At 63.4% G+C, this 19595-nt stretch carries 13 protein-coding genes; 4 read left to right on the top strand and 9 right to left on the bottom strand.

Going from position 1 to position 19595, the window contains the following annotated elements:
- Nucleotides 1-324 precede the first annotated feature (324 nt).
- A complete protein-coding gene (locus VSP_RS05250; RefSeq protein WP_009959229.1) occupies nucleotides 325-6312 on the bottom strand; it encodes an autotransporter-associated beta strand repeat-containing protein in 5988 nt (1995 codons plus the stop codon).
- A gap of 308 nt (nucleotides 6313-6620) precedes the next feature.
- Nucleotides 6621-7934: a xylose isomerase gene (gene xylA / locus VSP_RS05245; protein WP_009959227.1), complete on the bottom strand. Its 1314-nt coding sequence runs from the start codon at nucleotides 7932-7934 to the stop codon at nucleotides 6621-6623.
- 109 nt (nucleotides 7935-8043) lie between these two features.
- Between xylA and VSP_RS05240 the strand changes: the two genes are divergently transcribed.
- A complete protein-coding gene (locus VSP_RS05240) occupies nucleotides 8044-8850 on the top strand; it encodes an AraC family transcriptional regulator (RefSeq protein ID WP_198141319.1) in 807 nt (268 codons plus the stop codon).
- A 14-nt stretch (nucleotides 8851-8864) separates the two neighbouring features.
- On the opposite strand, the gene VSP_RS05235 is transcribed toward VSP_RS05240, so the two are convergent.
- The gene (locus VSP_RS05235; protein ID WP_029190199.1) at nucleotides 8865-9218 is read right to left on the bottom strand and encodes a cupin domain-containing protein; all 354 of its coding nucleotides are present in this window, start codon (nucleotides 9216-9218) and stop codon (nucleotides 8865-8867) included.
- Nucleotides 9219-9285: 67 nt separating this feature from the next.
- Here VSP_RS05235 and VSP_RS05230 point away from each other — a divergent pair, with 67 nt between their 5' ends.
- Both VSP_RS05230 and VSP_RS05225 read left to right on the top strand, forming a co-directional pair.
- Nucleotides 9286-10176, top strand: a complete 891-nt coding sequence (locus tag VSP_RS05230) for an SDR family NAD(P)-dependent oxidoreductase (protein WP_009959224.1) — start codon at nucleotides 9286-9288, stop codon at nucleotides 10174-10176.
- Between the two features lie 41 nt (nucleotides 10177-10217).
- Nucleotides 10218-11882, top strand: a complete 1665-nt coding sequence (locus VSP_RS05225; RefSeq protein WP_029190197.1) for a glycoside hydrolase family 75 protein — start codon at nucleotides 10218-10220, stop codon at nucleotides 11880-11882.
- Between the two features lie 237 nt (nucleotides 11883-12119).
- Here VSP_RS05225 and VSP_RS38940 read toward each other — a convergent pair whose 3' ends face one another.
- From VSP_RS38940 to VSP_RS05195, 6 genes are all read right to left on the bottom strand, one after another.
- Nucleotides 12120-12953 (bottom strand): 4'-phosphopantetheinyl transferase family protein, encoded by an 834-nt coding sequence (locus VSP_RS38940; protein WP_009959223.1) that lies wholly within the window; start codon nucleotides 12951-12953, stop codon nucleotides 12120-12122.
- A 230-nt stretch (nucleotides 12954-13183) separates the two neighbouring features.
- Nucleotides 13184-14344 carry an ROK family protein gene (locus VSP_RS05215; RefSeq protein ID WP_009959222.1) on the bottom strand — a complete coding sequence of 387 codons (1161 nt, stop codon included), beginning with the start codon at nucleotides 14342-14344 and terminating at the stop codon, nucleotides 13184-13186.
- 7 nt (nucleotides 14345-14351) lie between these two features.
- Nucleotides 14352-15647 carry an MFS transporter gene (locus tag VSP_RS05210; RefSeq protein ID WP_009959221.1) on the bottom strand — a complete coding sequence of 432 codons (1296 nt, stop codon included), beginning with the start codon at nucleotides 15645-15647 and terminating at the stop codon, nucleotides 14352-14354.
- Entirely contained in the window at nucleotides 15631-15951 is a 321-nt protein-coding gene (sorB, locus tag VSP_RS05205) for a SorB family sulfite dehydrogenase c-type cytochrome subunit (RefSeq protein ID WP_009959219.1), read from the bottom strand. The genes VSP_RS05210 and sorB overlap by 17 nt, the downstream gene beginning before the upstream one ends.
- A gap of 43 nt (nucleotides 15952-15994) precedes the next feature.
- Nucleotides 15995-17203, bottom strand: coding sequence for a SorA family sulfite dehydrogenase catalytic subunit (gene sorA / locus VSP_RS05200; protein WP_009959217.1), 1209 nt, complete (start codon nucleotides 17201-17203; stop codon nucleotides 15995-15997).
- A 17-nt stretch (nucleotides 17204-17220) separates the two neighbouring features.
- Nucleotides 17221-18303 carry a Gfo/Idh/MocA family protein gene (locus VSP_RS05195; RefSeq protein ID WP_198141318.1) on the bottom strand — a complete coding sequence of 361 codons (1083 nt, stop codon included), beginning with the start codon at nucleotides 18301-18303 and terminating at the stop codon, nucleotides 17221-17223.
- Between the two features lie 114 nt (nucleotides 18304-18417).
- On the opposite strand from VSP_RS05195, the gene VSP_RS05190 reads away from it, so the two are divergent.
- On the top strand, nucleotides 18418-19590 hold the full coding sequence (locus VSP_RS05190) for an LLM class flavin-dependent oxidoreductase (protein ID WP_009959215.1): 1173 nt from the start codon (nucleotides 18418-18420) through the stop codon (nucleotides 19588-19590).
- Nucleotides 19591-19595 lie beyond the last annotated feature (5 nt).

Here is a 19595-nt window from a genome sequence, read left to right as displayed (position 1 = left end):
GCGACATGGCAAGCCGGAAAGTCACCCCATCCCTCTCACCGCGTCCAGCACCTGGCGGCGCAGCCGCTTTGGGGCTGCGGAGTGCATCACCGCTTTCGCCCCCCCAGGTGAGGTTCGAGCCCCGCACACGCACCTCCGGAGCCCACCTCCCTCCGCTCCCGTCATACCGTCACCAGACCGGCACTGGACTCCCCATAGCGGCAATGCTTGCCGCAGCCCAAAAATCCCGCAAGCGGGATCAGGTGGAGGACGCAATAGGTAATAACAACACCAAGCGGCCTCTGTCGCGGAGGAGACGCGCGACTGAAGCTCCCCCCGCTTCCCTTACCTTCTCCTTCTCCGCAGTCCCAGCACCACCACCCCCAGCATCATCAGCACCGCCCGCCCCGGCTCGGGCACGGCGACGAGGATGCCGTTGCTGGCGAACAAGGTGGTGTCCCAGGTCATGCCATCCGCAAGGGTCGGCAGCTCCAGGTCCGTCAGGAGATTGAACCCCTGCCCGCCAGAGGCGTCCGCATCCAGGTTCAAGGTGCCAACCCAGTCCATCAGGTCAAACACATCGCCGAACTGCGGGCTGTACCCCAGGCTGCCCACAGTGATGCGGCCGTTGGCGTCCAGCTTCAACACACCGGCGATATCAAGGCGGTCATGGTCGCCCGTCTCGGCCTCATACGTCGCCAGCACCGTGGCATAGTAGCCCGTGGTGGCATCGCCCAAGCCGCCCGGCAGCCCCATCGCAGTCGCGATGCCCGCCGCGTCATTGTACGTCGTGGCCCCCGTGGCCCCGAGCTGCAGTTCCAGACGCGTCACCGGGCTGGCACTCCCGGCCAGCGTCAGGTCTCCGCCGAACGTCAGCCTGCCCGTGCTGTTCACCTCCCCGGGACGCAGACCATACACGGAGCCGATCGTGGTGTTACCTTGAACTCTCCCCGTGCCGCCCAGGGTGCCGCCGCTCACCGTCACCACCCCGGAGCCCGTGGCGGAGCCGGTGGCATTGTTGGCCAGGTACGTGCCCGCTGTGATGGAGACCGCGCCACTGGTGTTCTGCCCCGCCGTCACCGTCCAGGTGCCGGCACCGGACTTCGTGATCGTGGCGCTGCTGCCTGCGGTGAACATGGAGACATTCACGGAGCCATCGCCCGCCCCCTGCAGCACCAGGTCCTTCGTGTTGCTCACACTGGAGAAGGAGAGGTTCAAACGCCCGCCATCAGACTGGATCGTATGCGTGGTGCCCGTGCCCGCCGTCGTGAAGCCGCCAGTGAGCGTGTTCGTTCCATTGAGGTTCAGGAAACTTGCGCTCGCGTTGCTGCGGGAGTACACGGAGAAGTTCCGGTCGATGGTGGCCCCGCCCGCGATGGCCAGCTCCAGACGGCTGAGCTCCGTGGTGGTCCCGGAGCCGATGGTGACAAGGCTGGTGTTCCCCAGCGCAATGGCATGCCCCAGGCGCAGATACGCCCCCGTATTGGCCCCGCCAAAGAGCGTCGTGGCACCGGAGTAGCTGTTGCTGCCGTTCAGCACCAGGATGCCACCATCACTGGTCACCACACCCAGGTTGCCAGCACCAGAGATCTGGCCATTGACGACAAGGAAGCTCGCCAGTCCATGCGCATGGAAGTTGCCGGTCACCCCGCTGTTGATCTGGATGTTGCGGGTCGCGGCGAGTTCCACATTCGTGGAATAGTTTGTCTGCAAGCTGGCACCGCCCGCGAAGGTGATGTTCGTCGTCGCTGTGGAGGGCACCGCACCCAGGTTGGCATCGCTGTTGATGTTCAGGGTGCCTCCGCTCAGGATCGTTCCGCCAGAGTAGGTGTTGGTCCCAGTCAGGATCACCCGTCCCGAGCCCGCCTTCGTGAAGGAGTAGGATCCACCCTCCTCACCGATGCTACCAGAGAAGGTCGTGTCCACCGTCGCATTCGATGTCAGCACCCGGTTGCCGCCTGTCAGCGTCACCTTGCCGCTGAACGTGAGCACCTGGGTGCCCGTGGCGGGAATGATCGTGTCCGCCGCAAAGTTGATGGCATTGGCCAGGGTGGCGATTGCACTGCCCGTCCGGATGTTCCCGCCTGCAAACGTCACGGTCCCGGTCCCGAAGGCCGAACTGTTCAGCACCAGAGTGGTACTGCCCGCCGCCAGGATCGTTCCACCGGTGTAGGTGTTTGCCACATCCAGCACCACATCACCCGTGCCATTTCCTGTGATGGTGAGTACGCCAGACTGGCCCGCGACATCGGAAATAACTCCGCGAATGTAAAACCTAAACCCTTCATGCCGCAGGGTGCCGCCATTGGCACCGATCTGCATGGTATAGGTGTTCGCCAGGTCCACCGCAGCAGTCGAAACTGCGAGGGTGCCCCCGTTGAGCACCGTCGCCCCTGTGCCAAGTGCTCCGGCTTTCGTGATCGTAAGCTGTCCGCCATTCACATACGTGCCACCTGTGTACGTATTCGTGCCCGTCAGAATCAGATTCCCCGCTCCCGACTTGGTCAGGCCGATGCTCCCCGTGATGGCAGAGGCGATGGTGAGATTCGCCGCCGTGCTGTTCTGATGCACGATGAGGTCCTGCCCGTTGCCAGAAGTCAGGTTGTTGTTGTTGATGCTCACGGCCGACGTCACGGCCGAGGTCATGAGGATGCCGCCGGTGGCAACCGTCAAGTTGCCGCCGGTGTTTACCGCCGCACCCGCCGCTTGGTTGAACCGCAGTGAATTGATCGTCATGGCTCCCGGAGCGGAAGTGCCAGCAGGCGCGTCCACATCCGTCCCCGCCGTGAAGGTGGCGCTGTATGCGGACAATCCCGAGATGGCACCCGCCGTGGCCCCGGATCCGCTCACCGCCCAGGTGTTTCCTCCAACCGTGGCATGGCCGCCCAGGATGGTCTGCGAGCCACCCGAGATATTGGCATTGGCCTGTGTGGTGCTGATGGCACCGCTCGCGGGCAGGATGAAGTTCACCGTCGCGCCCTTGTTCCGGGTGATGCCGCCCAGCGCCAGTGAGGCAGCATTGCCCCCGTTGGCCACCACTTCGATTGTCGAGGCCCCGGGGTTCAAGGTCGTACCTGCCACTGTCTGGCCCGTCGTCTGGCCAGACTGGCTCGTGCCCAGGATGCGAAAGGTGCCGCCGCCCAGCGCCAGGTTGGAGGTGGCGTCAAGCCGGCTCGTGCCTGTGTTGGAGGTGCCGAAGTCCACTTCCAGCGCCCCGGCATTCACGGTGGTGGCCCCGGTGTAGCCTTGCGAGGAGGTGATGCGCCACGTGTTGGAGCCGTTCTTGAGGAGATTCACCGCCGCACCGTTATTGGCAAGAACCGCCGCCAGCACGTTGGTCGCCGCATTGGTGCCTGTGAGGGTGAGCGTCCGGGTGCCGGTGCCGCCGGCGAAGCCCACCGCCCCCGTGTTGTTCAAGTTCAGCGCCCCGCTGCCGGAGGCGTCGATCGTCCCGTTTGACGCGCCCAGCGAGAAGAGACGGTCAGACGTTTCCGCCGCGCCCGTGTGCTTGAGAGTGCCCCCGTTGAGCACCAGATTGTCCGCCGTACTGGCAGAGTTCCCCAGGGTGCCGGCCTGCCCGCCATTGCCGATCGAAGCCACACTCACCGTGCCGCCGTTGATCGTCGTGGGCCCGGTGTAGGTATTGGCTCCAGAAACCACCAGCGTGCCGGTGGTCGTCTTCGTCAGCCCGGTCCCGGTGTTGGTCCCGTTGATCGCCCCGATGTTCTGGATCGCGCCGGACTGGAGGTTGATGGTGTCAATGACACCCGCCACCGTGCCGAGTTGGTTGCCGTTGAGGTTCACGGTGCCACCATTGAGCGTGAAGGTGCTGGCCGTCGTGCCCAGACCACCGGCATCGATGATATCGCCCGCCACACTCAGCAGTCCACCCGTGAGGGTGAGCACCCCGGTGGAGGTCCCGCCCGCCGCCGTGGCCGAGGTGAGAGTGATGCTGGTGTTGCCCGTCTTGCCCACCGTCACGCTGCCACCGGAAATGTTCAGCGCGCCCGAGGCGTTGCCGCTGGTGGAGGCACTGGTGGAGACCGCGATGCCCCCCGTGCCCACCACCGTGGTGCCACCGCCGAGGTTCACGGTGCCAGTGAAGGCGGCCGTGGTGGTGCTGGCCGCACCCTTCTGCGCAATGAGAATTTTGTTCGCGTCCAGCACCCCTTTGTTGAACTGGAAGGTGCCAGTCACACCGCCCACACCCGTGGTTCTGCCACCCACGGTGAGAGTGTCCACCATCAGGCTCACCTCGTGGTTTCGCACGTCAAAGGAGCCAGTGGGAGACCCGCCGGTACCCGTGACACCGTAGCCCACCTCCAGGTTCACCCGCTGACCCGACCTGCCGCCCAGGGTGAGTGTGCCCAGCGCATTGGAGAACTGCACCACCCCGCTGGACCGTCCGTCCAGGAAGCCGATGTTGAACGTATCCACCTTCATCACGTTATTTCCCGTACCCAGATTGAGCGTCTCCGTACCGCCGCGGCCGGTGCCCAGTTGCAGGTTCGTGGCCGTGATGTCGTTGTTGGCCGCCAGCGTCAGGGTGGAGGAGCCCGTGCCCACCCCCCCCGTGGCGTCACCGATGCGCAGCGTCGTCACACTGGCGGTGAAGGAGCTCAGACCGGAGAGGTTCAAAGTGGCGCTGCTGCCGCTCGCCGCGCTGGCAGTATTGATCGGGTTGTTCCCCACCTGGAGCGTGGTGCCGGTCACACTCATGCTGCCGCCGCCCGTGAAGGTGGCGGAGGTGTACATATCATTGCCGCCCTGATCCGCGCCCACGCGCAGGTCGCCATTCACCGTCAGGCTCTGGCCGGCCATGATGCTCACCGTGGAGGTCACCACACCGCTGGTCGAGGCACGGCTCTTGATGGTGAGCCCCCCGATCGTGGCGCTGCTCGAGCCCAGGTCCAGGTTCGCGGTGTTACCCACCGCCGTGTTGCCCAGCGTCATCGTGGTCACCCCGTTAAGTGCCGTGGATGATCCCAGCTTGAGCGTGCCGCTGTTGATGATTGCCGCCCCAATGATCGTGTTGTTGCCACTCAGCACCAGGTTGCCATTGCCGTTCTTCGTCAGTCCGCTGCTTACAATGTTCGCACTGATGACCAGATCCGTCGTGCTGTTCTGGATCACCACGAGGTCGCGCCCGGTCGGAGCCCGCAGCGTGCCGCCGGTGATCATGTTCCAGCCCGCGGCCGGAGCCGCCGTGGTGCTGACCAGGATGCCACCTGTCGTCAGCGTCTTGTTGTTGAGGTTCAGCGTCCGGGCCTCCGCCGCGCTGAAACGCACGCTGTCATTGGTCGTGTTCGCCCCCAGGGAGGTGTTCACCCCCGCCGTCGAGGCATCCGCATTGCCCGCCAGCGTGGAGCTTGTAGCTGCGGTGTAACCACCGGAGATCGTGGACAGGCCGACAATGTTGTTTCCCGCTGCCCCGCGTGCGGCCCAGTCATTGCCCCCCACGGTGGCATAGGTCACGCCACCGCTGTCCTTCAGCACCGTATTGGCCGTGCCGGCGGAGGTGGTGACGGTGCCGGTGGTGGGCAGGGTGAAATCCAGCAGCGCCCCAACATTGCGGGTGATCGCCCCCAGGTTGACGCTCAGGGAGGCCGCGCCGTTCTGGGTCAGCGTCACCGCGTGATTGCCTGCGTTCAGCGTCATGCTGGCGAAGGTCTGGCTGTTCGTCGCCCCGCTCTTGCCCTGCAGGTTCAGCGTTGCCCCGCTCGTGTAGGTGCCAGTGCCACCCAACGTCAGTGCCGCGGTGGAGATCATGTTGGTGGCCGGGGCGGAGGTTCCGGAGAAATCCAGCTGCAGGGTCCCCGCCCGCACCGTCGTGGTGCCCGTGTAGGTGTTGGCATTCTGCAGTGTCAGAGTGAAGCTCCCGTCCTTGGTCAGCGTCCGGGCTCCACCCGTCTCACTGATCACGCCGCCCACCACCACATTTCCAGAGCTGGCGTAAAACGTACGGTTGCCGCTCAGAATGAGGTCCAGATTGAGAGTCTGAGTGGCAGCAATGGAGTTCACCACGTCCCCCCCGAGCGTGATGCTGTTCCCCGTCAGCGTCCAGGCGCGGTTGTTGGCGCTGTTCATGAAGTAGATCAGCCCGTAGGAGATCCCCGCAGTCAGGTTGTTGTTCACCGTCGTGGTACCGGTCCCCACACCGTTCTGGAAGCTGAGCAGGTCTCCCGCAGTGATCGCGGTATCACCATTCCAGTTGGCGACCGTGCCCCAATTGTTATCGCCCCCGATCGCGCCCCCATCCCAACTGCGTTCTGCAGCAGGTGCCATTGCGACCAGGAGCACAGGGAGAATCCAAAGCGACCAGGGGGATTTCATGTCGGGAGGGTTGGGGGAGATAAATCTGAGCGCACCAGGTTCGGATTCCTGGCGCGCCGTGGGTGAGGGGCGCGCAAGAAAGCAGGTTATTCCCATTCAGCAACTTTCCGGCCGCTCTCCCACCCCTCTCCAACGGGTTGGGGGCTCCTCTTGGGACAAACCGGGGCAAATCCATCCCCCCCATCTGCCTCCATCCGGCAATGCCACCGTTCCCGGCCATGGCCATTGCATAAAAAGGGGTGCCCGCCGCACTGGCAGGCACCCAGATCATTCAGCCCGGGATGCTAGAAAAAGCCCCGGCCCAGCACTCAGATGAACTCGTTGACCAGGTTCTCGAGGTATTCCTGGCGACCGCTGGGGACCTGCGTGGCTTCGCCTTTCTCCAGGGCGAAGGCTTCCAGGGAGGAGAAGGATTCCTTCCCCGCCTCGATGCTGGCCCCCAGACCCGTGTCCCAGGTGGAGTAGCGCTGCTTCACGAAGTCACCCAGACGACCATCCGCCCGGATGGCAGCGGCGTTCTTCAGACCACGGGCAAACGTGTCCATCCCGCCGATGTGCGAGTAGAAGAGATCCTCCGGATCCACGCTCTCACGACGCACCTTCGCATCGAAGTTCACGCCCCCGGTGGTCAGGCCGCCATACTTCAAGGCGGTGAGCATCATCTGCGTGGCCGTAGAGGCATCCGTGAGGAACTGGTCCGTATCCCAACCGAGCAGGAGATCGCCCGTGTTGGCGTCCAGCGAGCCGAGAGCCCCGGCCGCACCGGCGACTTCCATCTCATGCTGCATGGAGTGGCCAGCGAGCGTCGCATGGTTGGTCTCCAGGTTGAGCTTGAAGTAGGGGAGCAGGTCATACTCGCGCAGGAAGTTCAGGCACGCAGCGGCGTCGCTGTCGTACTGGTGCTTCGTCGGCTCCTTGGGCTTGGGTTCGATGTAGAACTGCCCCTTGAACCCGATCTGTTTTGCATAGTCCACCGCCATGTGCAGGAACTTGGCGAGGTGATCCAGCTCGCGCTTCATGTCCGTGTTCCAAAGGGTCATGTACCCCTCGCGCCCCCCCCAGAAGGTGTAGCCTTCACCACCCAGTTCGTGGGTGACTTCGAGCGCCTTTTTCACCTGGGCGGCGGAGAAGGCAAAGACCTCCGCGCTGGGGGAGGTGGCGGCACCGTGCATGAAACGGGGGTGCACAAAGAGCTGCGCCGTGCCCCACAGGAGCTTGATGCCCGTGCGCTGCTGCTGCTCTTTCAAGAGAGCCACGATCGTGTCGAGGTACTCATTGCTCTCGCGCAGGGTCTGCCCGTGTGGGGCGACATCGCGATCATGAAACGCGTAGTAGGGCATGCCCAGCTTCTCCGCGATCTCGAAGAACACCGGCACGCGGGCCTTGGCCAGCTCAATGCCGCTCTTGCCAGCATCCCACGGGCGGATCGCCGTCGGTGCGCCAAACATGTCGCCGCCCTGGCCACACATCGTGTGCCAGTACACGATCGAGAAGCGCAGATGATCGCGCATCGTCTTGCCTTCGACGATCTCGTCAGGGTTGTAGTGCTTGAAGGCCAGCGGATTCTTCGATTTCGGACCCTCATAGGCGATCCGGGAGATGGAGGGGAAGTGCGTTGACATGAGGATTGCGGGTGAACTGCTGATGACGGTTGAATGGGTTTCCGACCGGCGGAAATGGGCATTGAGACAGCCGTTGACGCGGTGATAGTATCCCACGATGAAGCGCACCGTGACGACAAAGCCTATGCCAAATGCGCCACGCCGCACCAAGCAATCGCCCGAACGGACGCCCGTCCAGCGGGTGGAGCAGGAGCGCGACGCATGGCTGAGCCAGGTGCATCCCGCGGCCCACTTCCACACGCTCTTCGACCATCTCCCAGGGGTCTGCTTCTACTGCAAGGACGCCCAAGGCCGCTTCATGCTCGTGAGCCGCAGCTTTCTCCAGCACCATCAAATGCGCCATGAGAGCGAGCTCATCGGCCTGACGGATTTCGATGTCGTGCCGCATACGATGGCCGCCGGCTATGTGCATGATGACGCCCGGCTCCTTTCCGGCCAGTCACGCTGCATCGAACGCGTGGAGCTGTGGTATGACAAGCAGGGCACGCCGGACTGGGTCTTCGTCAGCAAGGTGCCCCTCAGGGACCACACCGGCCGTATCTGCGGCACCGCCGGCGTGGTCCGGCCCGCCGCTGAGCATGAGATGCAGCTCCCCATGCTCCAGAGCGTCGCCCGTGCAGTCGAGATCATCCGGCGCGAGTTCGCCGGCCCCATTGTGCTCGCCGATGTCGCCCGCAAGTGCGGCCTCTCCATGCGTCACTTCCAGCGCCGCTTCCAGCAGGCCTTCGGCTTCAGCCCGCAGGAGTTCCTCATGAGAACCCGGGTCGCCGCCGCCATGAAACTGCTTGAGGAAACCAACCGCTCCGCCGCCGAGATCGCCACCCGCTGCGGCTTCGTGGACGGCAGCAGCTTCGCCGAGCAGTTCCGCGAACGCGTCGGCCTCAGCCCCACCGGCTACCGGGACAGCGTGCACTGAGGCAGCAGCCTCACTCACTCAAAATACGTATCCTCATGCGCATACGGCGGCGCACAGCAGCACAGGAACCGCAGATCCACCGTGGCCGTGATTTGATGCCATGCGTTGGCGGGGATCAAGATCGCGTCGCCCGGTCCCACCTCGCGGGTTTCGCCATCTATCTCCATACGACCTGACCCTTCCAGAATGAAGTAAAACTCCTCGCTCAGTTTGTGATAGTGCCGGTCCGTGGCCCGGCCCACGGGCAGGGAGGCCTCCGCCAGGCTCTGGTTCTGCACCGGCGCATTGGTCCGGTCCAGGATGCTGCGGATGGTGGAACCGTCTTTTGTGGTGAAAGGCGGCTGGTCGGAAAGGCGGTTGATTGTCATGGGCGGGTGCGCCATCCTTTCGCCTACCGCGCCCCGCTGCAAGCCGGATCCACCTCAATTCTCCCACATGGACACCGCCCCTCCCTCCTCCAGCCCGGCGACCCCTGCCCCACCCCTGTTGAGCGATGAAGCCCTGCAGTTCTACCAGGGCGGCACCGTCATCATCACTGGAGCGTCCTCCGGTCTGGGCGTGGAGTTTGCACGGCAACTCTACCGGCACGTCTCCGTGCTCGTGCTGGCCGCCCGTCGCTTCGAGGCCATGCAACAGCTCGCGGAGGAACTCAACGCCATCCACCCCGGCGTGCGCATCATCCCCTGCGCCTGTGACCTCTCCACGGATGCCGGCCGAATCGCCCTGTGGGAAAAGGTGGATGGCCTGGGCCTCCAGCCCACCCTGCTCATCAACAATGCCGGCCTGGGTGACTACGGGGCCTTTGCCGATGCCGATGAGCCGCGCATCCGCCAGCAGATCGAGGTGAACATCATCGGCCTCACCCTGCTCACCCGCGACTTCGCCTACCGGGCCAAGGCCACGGCGGACAAACCTGCCGCCGTGCTCAACGTCAGCTCCCTGGCCAGCACCGTGCCTGTCCCAGATCTGGCGGTGTACGCCGCCACGAAGTCCTACGTTTCCAGCCTGAGCGAGGCTCTGGCCATTGAGTTCGCCTCCAAACACATCCGCGTGCTCTACGTCTGCCCCGGGCCGACACCCACCAACTTCGGCCAGAACGCCCGTCGTGCGGATGACCGCGATATCGACCGCAGTGGCCAGAACCTCCTGGTCGTCACGCCCGACCGCGTGGTCGCCGCCGCTCTGGGTGGCCTGGCTGAGAACAAAATCCGCGTCTTCCCCGGAAAGCGCGTTCGCTTGGCAGCGTTGGTTTTTGAACTCCTTCCCAAGCTCATCGTCCGATTCATTTTGACGCGCCGCTATCGTCGCGCCCAACACCAGCCCTGACGCTGCGCCCCCTGCCCGTCCTTTTTCTCCGCTTCTCCCCGATGGCCGAAAAAAACACCCCAAAGTCCGCCAAGCGCTCCGGTCGTGGTTCCGACCTCCCGCCCCCTGATGACGAACAAAATCTGCCCGAGCGCTGGCACCCGCGGCGTCGCGGCTTCTGGGGAACCCTGACCCGTTTTGTCTTTTTCACCACACTGCTCCTGGCCCTCGTCCTGCCCTTCACGCCCTATGCTGGCAAGATCAAGCGCTCCTTGATCGAGATCGTGGAGAAGGCCCGCAGCGGCAAGGTCGTCGTGCGCGACGTCACGAAGGAAGTCCCCGTATTCAAGGAGAAGACGGTGGAAAAAATCGTGGAGGTGGAGGTGCCCGCTCCGCCCCCCCCGCTGCCGTCCAAGTTCATCGCACGCAAGGAGGTGGATGCCGCCACCCTCTTCAACGGCCTCACCATCCAGACCACCCTCCAGACGGAGGAAGGCAAGTTTGCCAGCATCGAGCGCACGGACAAGGACGCCTACACCGTGGACTTCCAGCTCAAGATCCGCATCCCCAAGCCAAACGAGTCCCTGGATGAACTGGCCCGCATCAATCCCGAGCTGCCCAAGGCCCTGCCCGGACTCAAGTCCATGCTGGACAACAACGCCAAAGTCTCCGGCTTCTACCACAAGCTCTATGAGCGCAAGGCCAGCATGGTACAGCAGAACCTGACCCGCCTGAACAAGATCCTGGACCGGCACAACTTCTTCGACTGCGAGACCATCCTCGAACTCACCCACCCCGTCTCCAAGCGCAACGTCCTCCTCATTCAGAGCGAGATGGACGTCGTGGCCGACGGTTCCGATGGCGACCGCATGCCGGTCATGAGCGCGGACATCTACAACAGTGACTACTACCAGCCCTTCACCACCTACGAATGGGCCAAGAGAAGCTCTACCACGAACCCCCTCCTGCCCCGCTGGCAGGGCCGGTTCGAGTCCGCCAAGGCTGAGTACGGCAAAAAAGGCCTCTCCAGTGCCAAGAAGGCCGAGTTCAAGTCCGAGATGGATGAGGCTGAGCGCATCGTCAAAGCGCTGAAGAGCCGCAGCAGCCTCATTGCTGAGAAGGACCCCTTCATTGTCATCTCCCTGCTCTTCCGGGACTACCCCAAGGTCCACCCCCATGCGCCCAGTATCGGTGACTACGCTGCGATCATCCACGGCAACCAGATCCTGCCCGCCATCTGCGGCGACTACGGCCCCACCATGAAGATGGGCGAGGCCTCCCTCATGGTGGCCAAGAAGATCAACGAAAAGTCCACCCCCTACAATCGGCCCGAGAGTGACCTGAAGGTGACCTACCTCATCTTCCCCGGCACGGCGGAGCGCCCCTTTGGCCCTCCCGACCTCCAGAAGTGGCGTGAGAAGGTGAATGCCTACCTGACCGACGTAGGCGGCGTGGGTGATGGCTACGTGCTCCACACCTGGGAGAACCCCTTCCCAGCCCCCGCCACGGTCACCCCACCGCCCCCGGCCACCACCCTGCCCGCGGCACCGCCGCTGGCCACAACCCCTCCCGGCACCACGCCACCCGCCGCCACCTCGTCCCCGGTGCCAGGGTCCCCCGCCTCCAGCACCCCCCTGCCAGTGAGCCCGCCATCTTCCCCGGTGTCCGCACCGTTGAAGCCCGCCGAGACGGTCATTCCCGCCACGAAGTCAACGCCCACCTCGTAGCCGGGGGGACAAACGGGCCGTGCTCCCTGCGGCGACCGAACCGACGGGGACCGTCGGACTCCTCCCGAAGCGTTGCCTCGGGCGTAGTCCGGATGTGCCACCCGGCTCCGCCGCAGCCCCCTGGAGACTCACTCGTCCACAAGACGCCTTCCCTCCCTGCCGCTCCGAGGTGCCAATGACCAATCAGCACAACCCCACCACCAACCACCCAAGACCTCAAGTCTTTCGTCTTTTGTCTTAAAGTCTTCTGTCTCCTGCGAAGCAGGCCGGCGTCAGCATCGCGACAAAGCTTGCCACGTGCCGCGGGCAGAAGCGGATCCGCTCAAAGGCCCAGCCCGGTCCGGGGAAAATGGGCCATGCATTGCCTGCGGCATCAAAGTGCACCTGAATCTCATGGGGAGAGCCATCCAGCCCGACGCCCATCGCTTTCAGTGAAGCCTCTTTGATGGTCCAGGCCTCCGCAAAGGCACGCCGCCGCAACTCCGCGGGCAGACAGGACCAAGCCAGATGCTCATCCTCGGTGAAAGCGATCTCCAAATGCTCATCAGACGGCTCATGCTCGTCTATTTCCTCGACATCCACCCCGATGCCCGCCGCTTCCCCCAGGATGATCAGCGCACACTCCTCTGCGTGCGCCACGCTGAAGTCCAGATCACTCGCCAGGGGATGCATACAGCGCGGCTTGCCATGCACATCCATCCGCAGCGGCACCAGGTTCGGCGGCAGGCCGATCTCCCGGCCCAGCATGCGTCGCAGTTCCGCCCTGGTGCGAACCGCCAGCGCACACGTTCGGCGATCCCTCAAGGTGGCGTGGTAGTGAGCCCTTTCCTCCAGCGTGAGCACGGCGGAGTCAACCGGGCAGACCTCATCGAGGTCTCTTCCATCAAGGATCCGGCAGAGCACGGATCGCTCCTCCATCGAAGCGGACCGCCTGCCGAGCGCGAAGTGGGCGAGCATCATGCTAAACCGCCCGTTGGCTGTTTCCGAGGTCTCGTGAGTGGTCGTGGACGTCATGCGGAAGTTCCCCTTTGCGGGTTTGAGGAGCCATTTTCGTGCCAGACGGCGGATCATGGAGAAACCCATTTTCAGCCGGGTCTAACAGGTATCGAGCCTTGGACATCCTTTGGCCGACAAATCCTCAAAAATTTTTCAAAAAGTCCGCACTGGTTTGGTGCACGCTCGCATACCCCTGTGCGAATCCCAGGCAATGCCGCGTTCATTGGATGGTTATTATAAAAAAGAACGGGGCCCCATGGGGCCCCCGTCCTTTTTATCTAAATCTGCAAATAACCCGCAGGCGATCAGCCCACATCCGCGGGGCGCCATTTCTCCAGCGCCAGAGCCGCTGCCCCCACCGCACCGGCGAACTCACCGAGCTCTGAGATCAAGATCGGCACGCTGGGATGGTAGTCGCTCTCGAATTGCAGGGCAAAGTTGCGCACCGAGTCGAGATAGAGATCTCCGAGCGCCGTCAACGGGCCGGCCACGACAACGATTTCAGGGTCGATGAGCTGCACCATCTGGGCAATCGCCCAGCCGTGCACCGCCGCCACCTCACGCACAGCCGTCAGAGCATGCTGGTCACCCTGCTGCGCCTTCTCCAGAAAACCCTCCAGTTCGAGGTCGGATCCACTCAGAGTGTTGTAACGGGTCAGGGCCGCCGTCACCGAGGCGTATTTTTCGAACGTGCCCCCGGAGCGCCACTCCCACTTTTCCTCCATAGCATTGTACACCGGGCAGTTCCAGCCGCGGATTTCCCCACCCAGCTCCTGGTGCCCGGTGGCCAACTGGCCATCACGGATCACCCCAGCGGCGATGCCATAGCGAACGCCGAGGCAGACCAGATCCTGGCAACCGCGCCCTTCACCAAACCACCGCTCCGCGAGGGACATGGTGCGGATGTTGTTCTCGATGTACACCGGGGCGTTCACGGCGTCACTGATGATGGATGACAGCGGCACGTTCTCCCATCCCGGCACATGCACGTACTTCAGCCCCACACCGCGGCGGGTATCCACGCGTCCCGGGACAGCCAGCCCCACCGCCAGCAGCGGCAGGTGGGTCTCCCGGGTCAGTTCAGCGAGTGCGGCCGTGATCTCTCTCAACACCGACTCCACACCCATCTGCCCCTGCAGGGGCACCTTTCGCTGTGCAATCGTTTCCTGCGCAAAGTTCACGGCGGTGGCGAACATCATGTCCGCATAGAAATCCACACCCAGGAAACATCCCCGGGCGGGATTGGGCCGCAGCCGGGTAGGCGGGCGCCCCGCCTCCTTCGTGGGCTCCACACTTTCCGTAAAGTAGCCTGTGGCCACCAGTGCATCCACATGCCGTCCGATGGTCGATGCGGCCACGCCAATGACACGTGCAAGCTCCACTCGCGACAGGCCGCTGTGTTCCCTCACCTTCCGAATAATTTCGGCACCAAAATCCGCGTTGTCCTGAACTTTCAATCCCAGCATAACCTTATTAATCCGGTAGTTCTTCCCCTTTGGTTTCAGGAAGAAATACCAGAATCAATAATCCGACCAGAAAAAATCCAGATAAGATTGAAATAGCCGTAGAAAGAGCGAAGGCAGCTTTGAGCCCGCCAGACAGCCAAAACAGCACTGGCGCGGCCAAAATTCTTCCCGTGTTGAAGCAAAAGCCAGCGCCCGTGGCGCGCAGATGTGTGGGGAACAACTCCGGGAAATACACGGCATAGCCAGAGTGCATGCCCAGTGTGAAGAAGCCAAAGACAGGAAGCAGACACAGCAGCAGCGGATAGCTGTCGTACGCCTGAGGCAGCCAGCACACCGCAGGCGTGATGATGATCGCGCCAACATGCATTAGCGCAAATGCTCCTCTCCGACCCAGCTTTACACTCAAAGGGCCGAACGAAAGCATGCCCAAAGCCGCACCCAGAGTCTGGATAAATCCGTAGGCAAACTTTGCCTCAGTTGCAGCCTCGCCTGACGCATGCCCTTGAGCCAGGAGAAGCTCTCTTGCCAGATCCTGCCCCGCAATGACCACCCCCCAGAAGGTGGCCAGGCCCACCATCGCCAGACAGGCACCCAGCAGGGCTCTCTTTCTGCAGAAGGGATCCAACAAGAGCTCGCTAAAGCTGCCCAGACGCCCCTGCCGCTTCATGCGGGCCTGCTGCCACGGCTCCGGCTCGCGAATGCCAGCGCGCACCCAGATGACGAGCAACGCGGGCACAATGCCCACCAGGTAAGCCAGCCGCCAGTCTGTCCCCACCACAATACCCACCACAGCGGCGAGCCACAGACCAATGACACTGGAGGAATGGTAAATGCCCGCCGCCCGGGCGCGGGACTCCTGGGGGAAGACCTCTGCCACCAGCGCGGCCCCCACCGCCCACTCCCCGGCCACGCCCATGGCGACCAGGAATCTCAGCACTCCCACCTGCCAGAGCTCGGTGGCAAAGAACATCAACCCCGAGAAGACTGAGTAAAACAGAATGGTCAGGATCATCACCGGCCGCCGCCCCCAGCGGTCCGCCAGCGAGCCAAAGAGCCAGCCACCCACGGTACCCCCAATGAGGAAGATGCCCAAGAACCGTTCCCCCCACAGCTTGACCGCCTCCGGCTCCCCCGTTCCCAGGATCGCCGGCAGCATGTCAGCCCGGGTCACGTTGAAGAGTTGCCCTTCAAACGCGTCGAACACCCATCCCGCCGAGGCGATGAGAAGCACCATCCATTGGTAGCGGCTCACACCATGCCACCAATGATGCGGGACATTCAGGGCGTCACTTGCCTGAGCCATAGGTCGTGGTCAGATAATCCACCAGTGCGGTGGTCTCATCCGGCAGCGGAGCGCCATACTTGTCTTTCATCTTCTTCACCACCCCGTCCCAGAACTTCCGCGGGAGGGGCGGCTGGGTGGAGACATACTCCACCGAGTGGCAGGTGATGCAAAGGGACTGCGCCAGCTCCACGCCCGGTCCGGCTTTGTAGGTGCCGGTTTCCGCAGGCCAGTCCTCCTCCTTCGGCAGCGGCGCAGCAGTGCCGGGGACGAGAAATGCGGTGCCAAGCAGAGCGAAAGGAAGAGCCAGATGGGAAAGCTTCATGGGAAGGGGAAAATGGGGTTATATGAAACAGTGAATCATCAGCTCAGGCCGCGGAGACCTTCACAGTCTCCACCACATTGCGGAGGTACCCAGCCGGGTTCCACAGCGGCTCCATCGGCTGGGTCTGGCCCACGCGGTTGGCCGCCCGGCAGCGCAGCTCCCAGGCCCCCTTCTTCGGCGGGGTCCAGGCAAAGCTCCACGGGCGGAAGGAGTACTTTCCATGATCCTTGCCCAGCTCGGCCCCCCTCCAGGTGCGCCCCCCGTCATCAGAGAAGGTCACCTCCGTGATGCCCTCGCCGCCATCAAACGCGATGCCCTGCACCACCGTGGCCTGCCCGGCTGTCACCGTTGCCCCGTCCGCCAGACTGGTGATGAAGGAGCGGATGGTGAACTTGTTGATCGGGATCGTGCTCGCCGGCGTCGTGCCGGGCTCCACGCAACCACCCGCGTTGGCTGGGATGCGGTAGCCCGTGGCCATGAAGAAGCCGTCAAACACGTCTTTCACCACCGTGAGCTCATTCACGTGCTTGACCCAGTACGTGCCGTAATAGCCCGGCACCACCAGGCGCAGCGGGTAGCCATTCAGCAGCGGCAGCGGTTCACCGTTCATCTCCCATGCCAGCAGGACTTCACCATCCAGAGCGTGATCCATCTCCAGCGCCTTGATGAAATCCGGCGTCTGCGGCACAGGCGGCGTGTCCAGTCCGTTGCACACCACTTGTCTGGCCCCGGCCTGCACTCCTGCTTTCTGCAACACATCCTTCAGCCGCACCCCTTTCCAGCGTGCATTGCCCATCGCTCCATGGCCGAGCTGGCCGCCGCCCACGCGGGGTTTGAAGAAACCACGGCTGTTCCCGGAGCATTGGTTCACGGCAACAACCTCCGCCTGCTCAAAGTCTTTTTTGAGCTCCTCCAGAGACAGCTTCAGTGGCGCATTCACCAGCCCTTTCACTTCCAGCCGGAACGCTTGCTCATCCACCGTGCGGGGGATGTTGGACAGATGGTACCGCACAAAGAACGCATCATTGGGCGTGATCACGTCCTTGAACACCTCAAACGGCGTCTCCAGCTGCGGAGGGCGGTGCGTCAGAAGGATGAGCGGCCGCTTCTGGGGAAACTTCACCAGCCTGCGCTCCCCGTTCTCAAACGGCAGCACCACACTGTCCGCCGCACCCAGCGTGCCAGCGAGGCCCAGGGTGGCAAGTCCTGCTTTTTGGAGAAAGTGACGTCGAGTGGGGGTGGTGGAGTGCATAAGACGGGAACGCTCAATCACAGGCTGGTTTTAGGGATTTCCCTCCTCATAGGTGGATAGGGGGTACCACCATGGAGGAAGTCCTCCAGTTCGATCATTCCCCTCGATTGGGTGGAGGCCCCTGCCGCCAGACAAAGCCCCACACTCCACAGGCCGTCGTTCGCATTCACCGCAGGCGGGACCCCCTCCTTCACCATCCGGATGCAGTGGGCGATCTCTGCCTGGAGTTCGATCAGTTCCCCAGAGGGCCTATGCAGCTCCAGATCCTCCACCGTCTGGCCATCGTAAACCCGCAGGGTGCAGACGGGGTCCGGCACGCGGTCCGTGGCCCCGCTCCAGCTGGCCCAGATGGCCCCCTTGCTGCCCGTCACTTTCACCGTCTGATGATGACCAAAGGCTGCCAGCGTCTGGCAAATAGTCGCCTGCGCCCCCGTCGCATGGCGCACGATGGCGGTCACGTTGTCGTGCAGGGAGGGGCGGGCGTCGTCCACGGCATTGGCAGAGGCATAGATGGTGGCTGGCTCTCCGTGTTGCTCCAGGTACCAACGCGCCAGGTCAAAGAAGTGCACCGGCTCCTCCAGCATCCAGTCCCCCACCCGGTCCGGGTCATACCTCCAGCCGTCAGAGCCCAGGCGGTAGGGCCGACGGGACAGCTCCACCAGCACGTTCCACGGTACGCCGATGCCTCCCTGATCGATAATCTCCTTGATGCGCCCCCACTGGGAGGACAGCCGCAACTCATGCCCCACCAGGATCTGCCGCCCCGCCTGCTCCGCCAGCGCCATGAGCGCGTGGCAATCGGCTAGTGTCGTCGCCATCGGCTTCTCCAGCAGCACATGACAGCCCGCCTTCAGGGCCGCCGCTGCGATGGGGAAATGCACATGATTGGGGGCCACTACGTCCACCACCTCCAGGGCGAGCGTTTCCAGCATCTGTTGCGCCGTCTCAAACACCCCCACCCCCGGAAAGCGCGCCCGCGCCTCCGCACGCGATGCCTCAGAGGGAGTCACCACCCCCGCCAGTTCCGCTTCCGGGTGGGCAGCGATGACCTGCGCGTGGTGCCGGCCCCAGGCACCGTATCCAACGAGGCCAAATCTCACTTTATGTTCTCTCAACGGCATTCCACCCAGCCTAACCAATTGGTCAGCCGAAAGGAAAATTCTTTGTGAAGGGAATAAATCGGGTTATTTTTGAAAAACCATAATCCCATCGCCATGGTGCCTCCTCATACACCTGTCGATCCTGCGCAAGGAATCCGGATTCGAACTCGCCGCCGTCAGGCCGAGATTGCGTGGTTTGGAGCACTGTGCTCAGACGACTGCGAATTCCTGGGCGACCCGGCACCGCATCACCGGAGCAGTTTTGAGCATTGTTCGGAGATTGTCCGCCGGGCCGATGAGCATGGCTATCAAAACGTGCTCCTGTCCTCTGGCTGGACCGAGGGGCAGGACGCCCTCGGCTTCGCCTTCTCCATGGCCGTGCTCACCCGGCAGATCCACCAACTCGTGGCCCTGCGCATGGGTGAGGTGCACCCGCCCATGCTGGCCCGCGCCATTGCCACTCTGGACCACATTGCCCGTGGCCGTCTGGCCCTGAACATCATCTCCTCCAACCTCCCGGGCATGGACCAGGATAACGAGGCCCGCTACGCCCGCAGCGCGGAGGTGCTGCAGATCCTCAAGCAGTGCTGGACTCAGAACGAGCTCGCTTTCAAAGGCGACTTCTACGACATCGCCCGCATCCGTACCGATGCCGCCCGGCCCTTCCAGCAGAACGGCGGCCCCCTGCTCTACTTCGGTGGCATCTCACCGCGTGCCCAGGAGCTCTGCGCCCGCTTCTGCGATGTCTTCCTGATGTGGCCCGAGACCCTGCCACAACTTGCCGAGACCATGCGCTCCCTCTCCCGGCAGGCCTCTGGATTTGGCCGGGCTCTCGACTTTGGGCTCCGGATTCACGTTATCGTTCGTGAGACCGAGTCCCAAGCGCGGGATGCCGCCCGCAAACTCATCTCACGACTGGACGACGCCCGCGCCCGCGAGACGAAATGCCGGTCACTGGACCACCAGTCCGCCGGCGTCCTCCGCCAGGATGCCCTCCGCGCTCATGCCGATGATGAAGGCTACATCGAAGACCACCTGTGGAGCGGCATCGGTCGCGGGCGCAGCGGCTGTGGCAGCGCCATCGTCGGCGATCCTGACCAAGTCTATGCCAAGCTCCAACAGTACATGGATCTGGGCATGCGCTCCTTCATCCTCAGCGGGTATCCCCACCTGCACGAGTGTGATCTCTTCGCCAAGTACGTCCTCCCCCGCCTCCAGACCTGCCGGTTGAATGAGGTGAACGGCCGGCTGCCCCGCGTGCAGGACGAGCATCTCGCGATGGCGTGAATCCA

This window comes from Verrucomicrobium spinosum DSM 4136 = JCM 18804, assembly GCF_000172155.1.
Classification (GTDB): domain Bacteria; phylum Verrucomicrobiota; class Verrucomicrobiia; order Verrucomicrobiales; family Verrucomicrobiaceae; genus Verrucomicrobium; species Verrucomicrobium spinosum.
The sequence above is the reverse complement of the archived record's forward strand: the minus strand, read 5'-3'. Positions and strand labels throughout refer to the sequence as shown.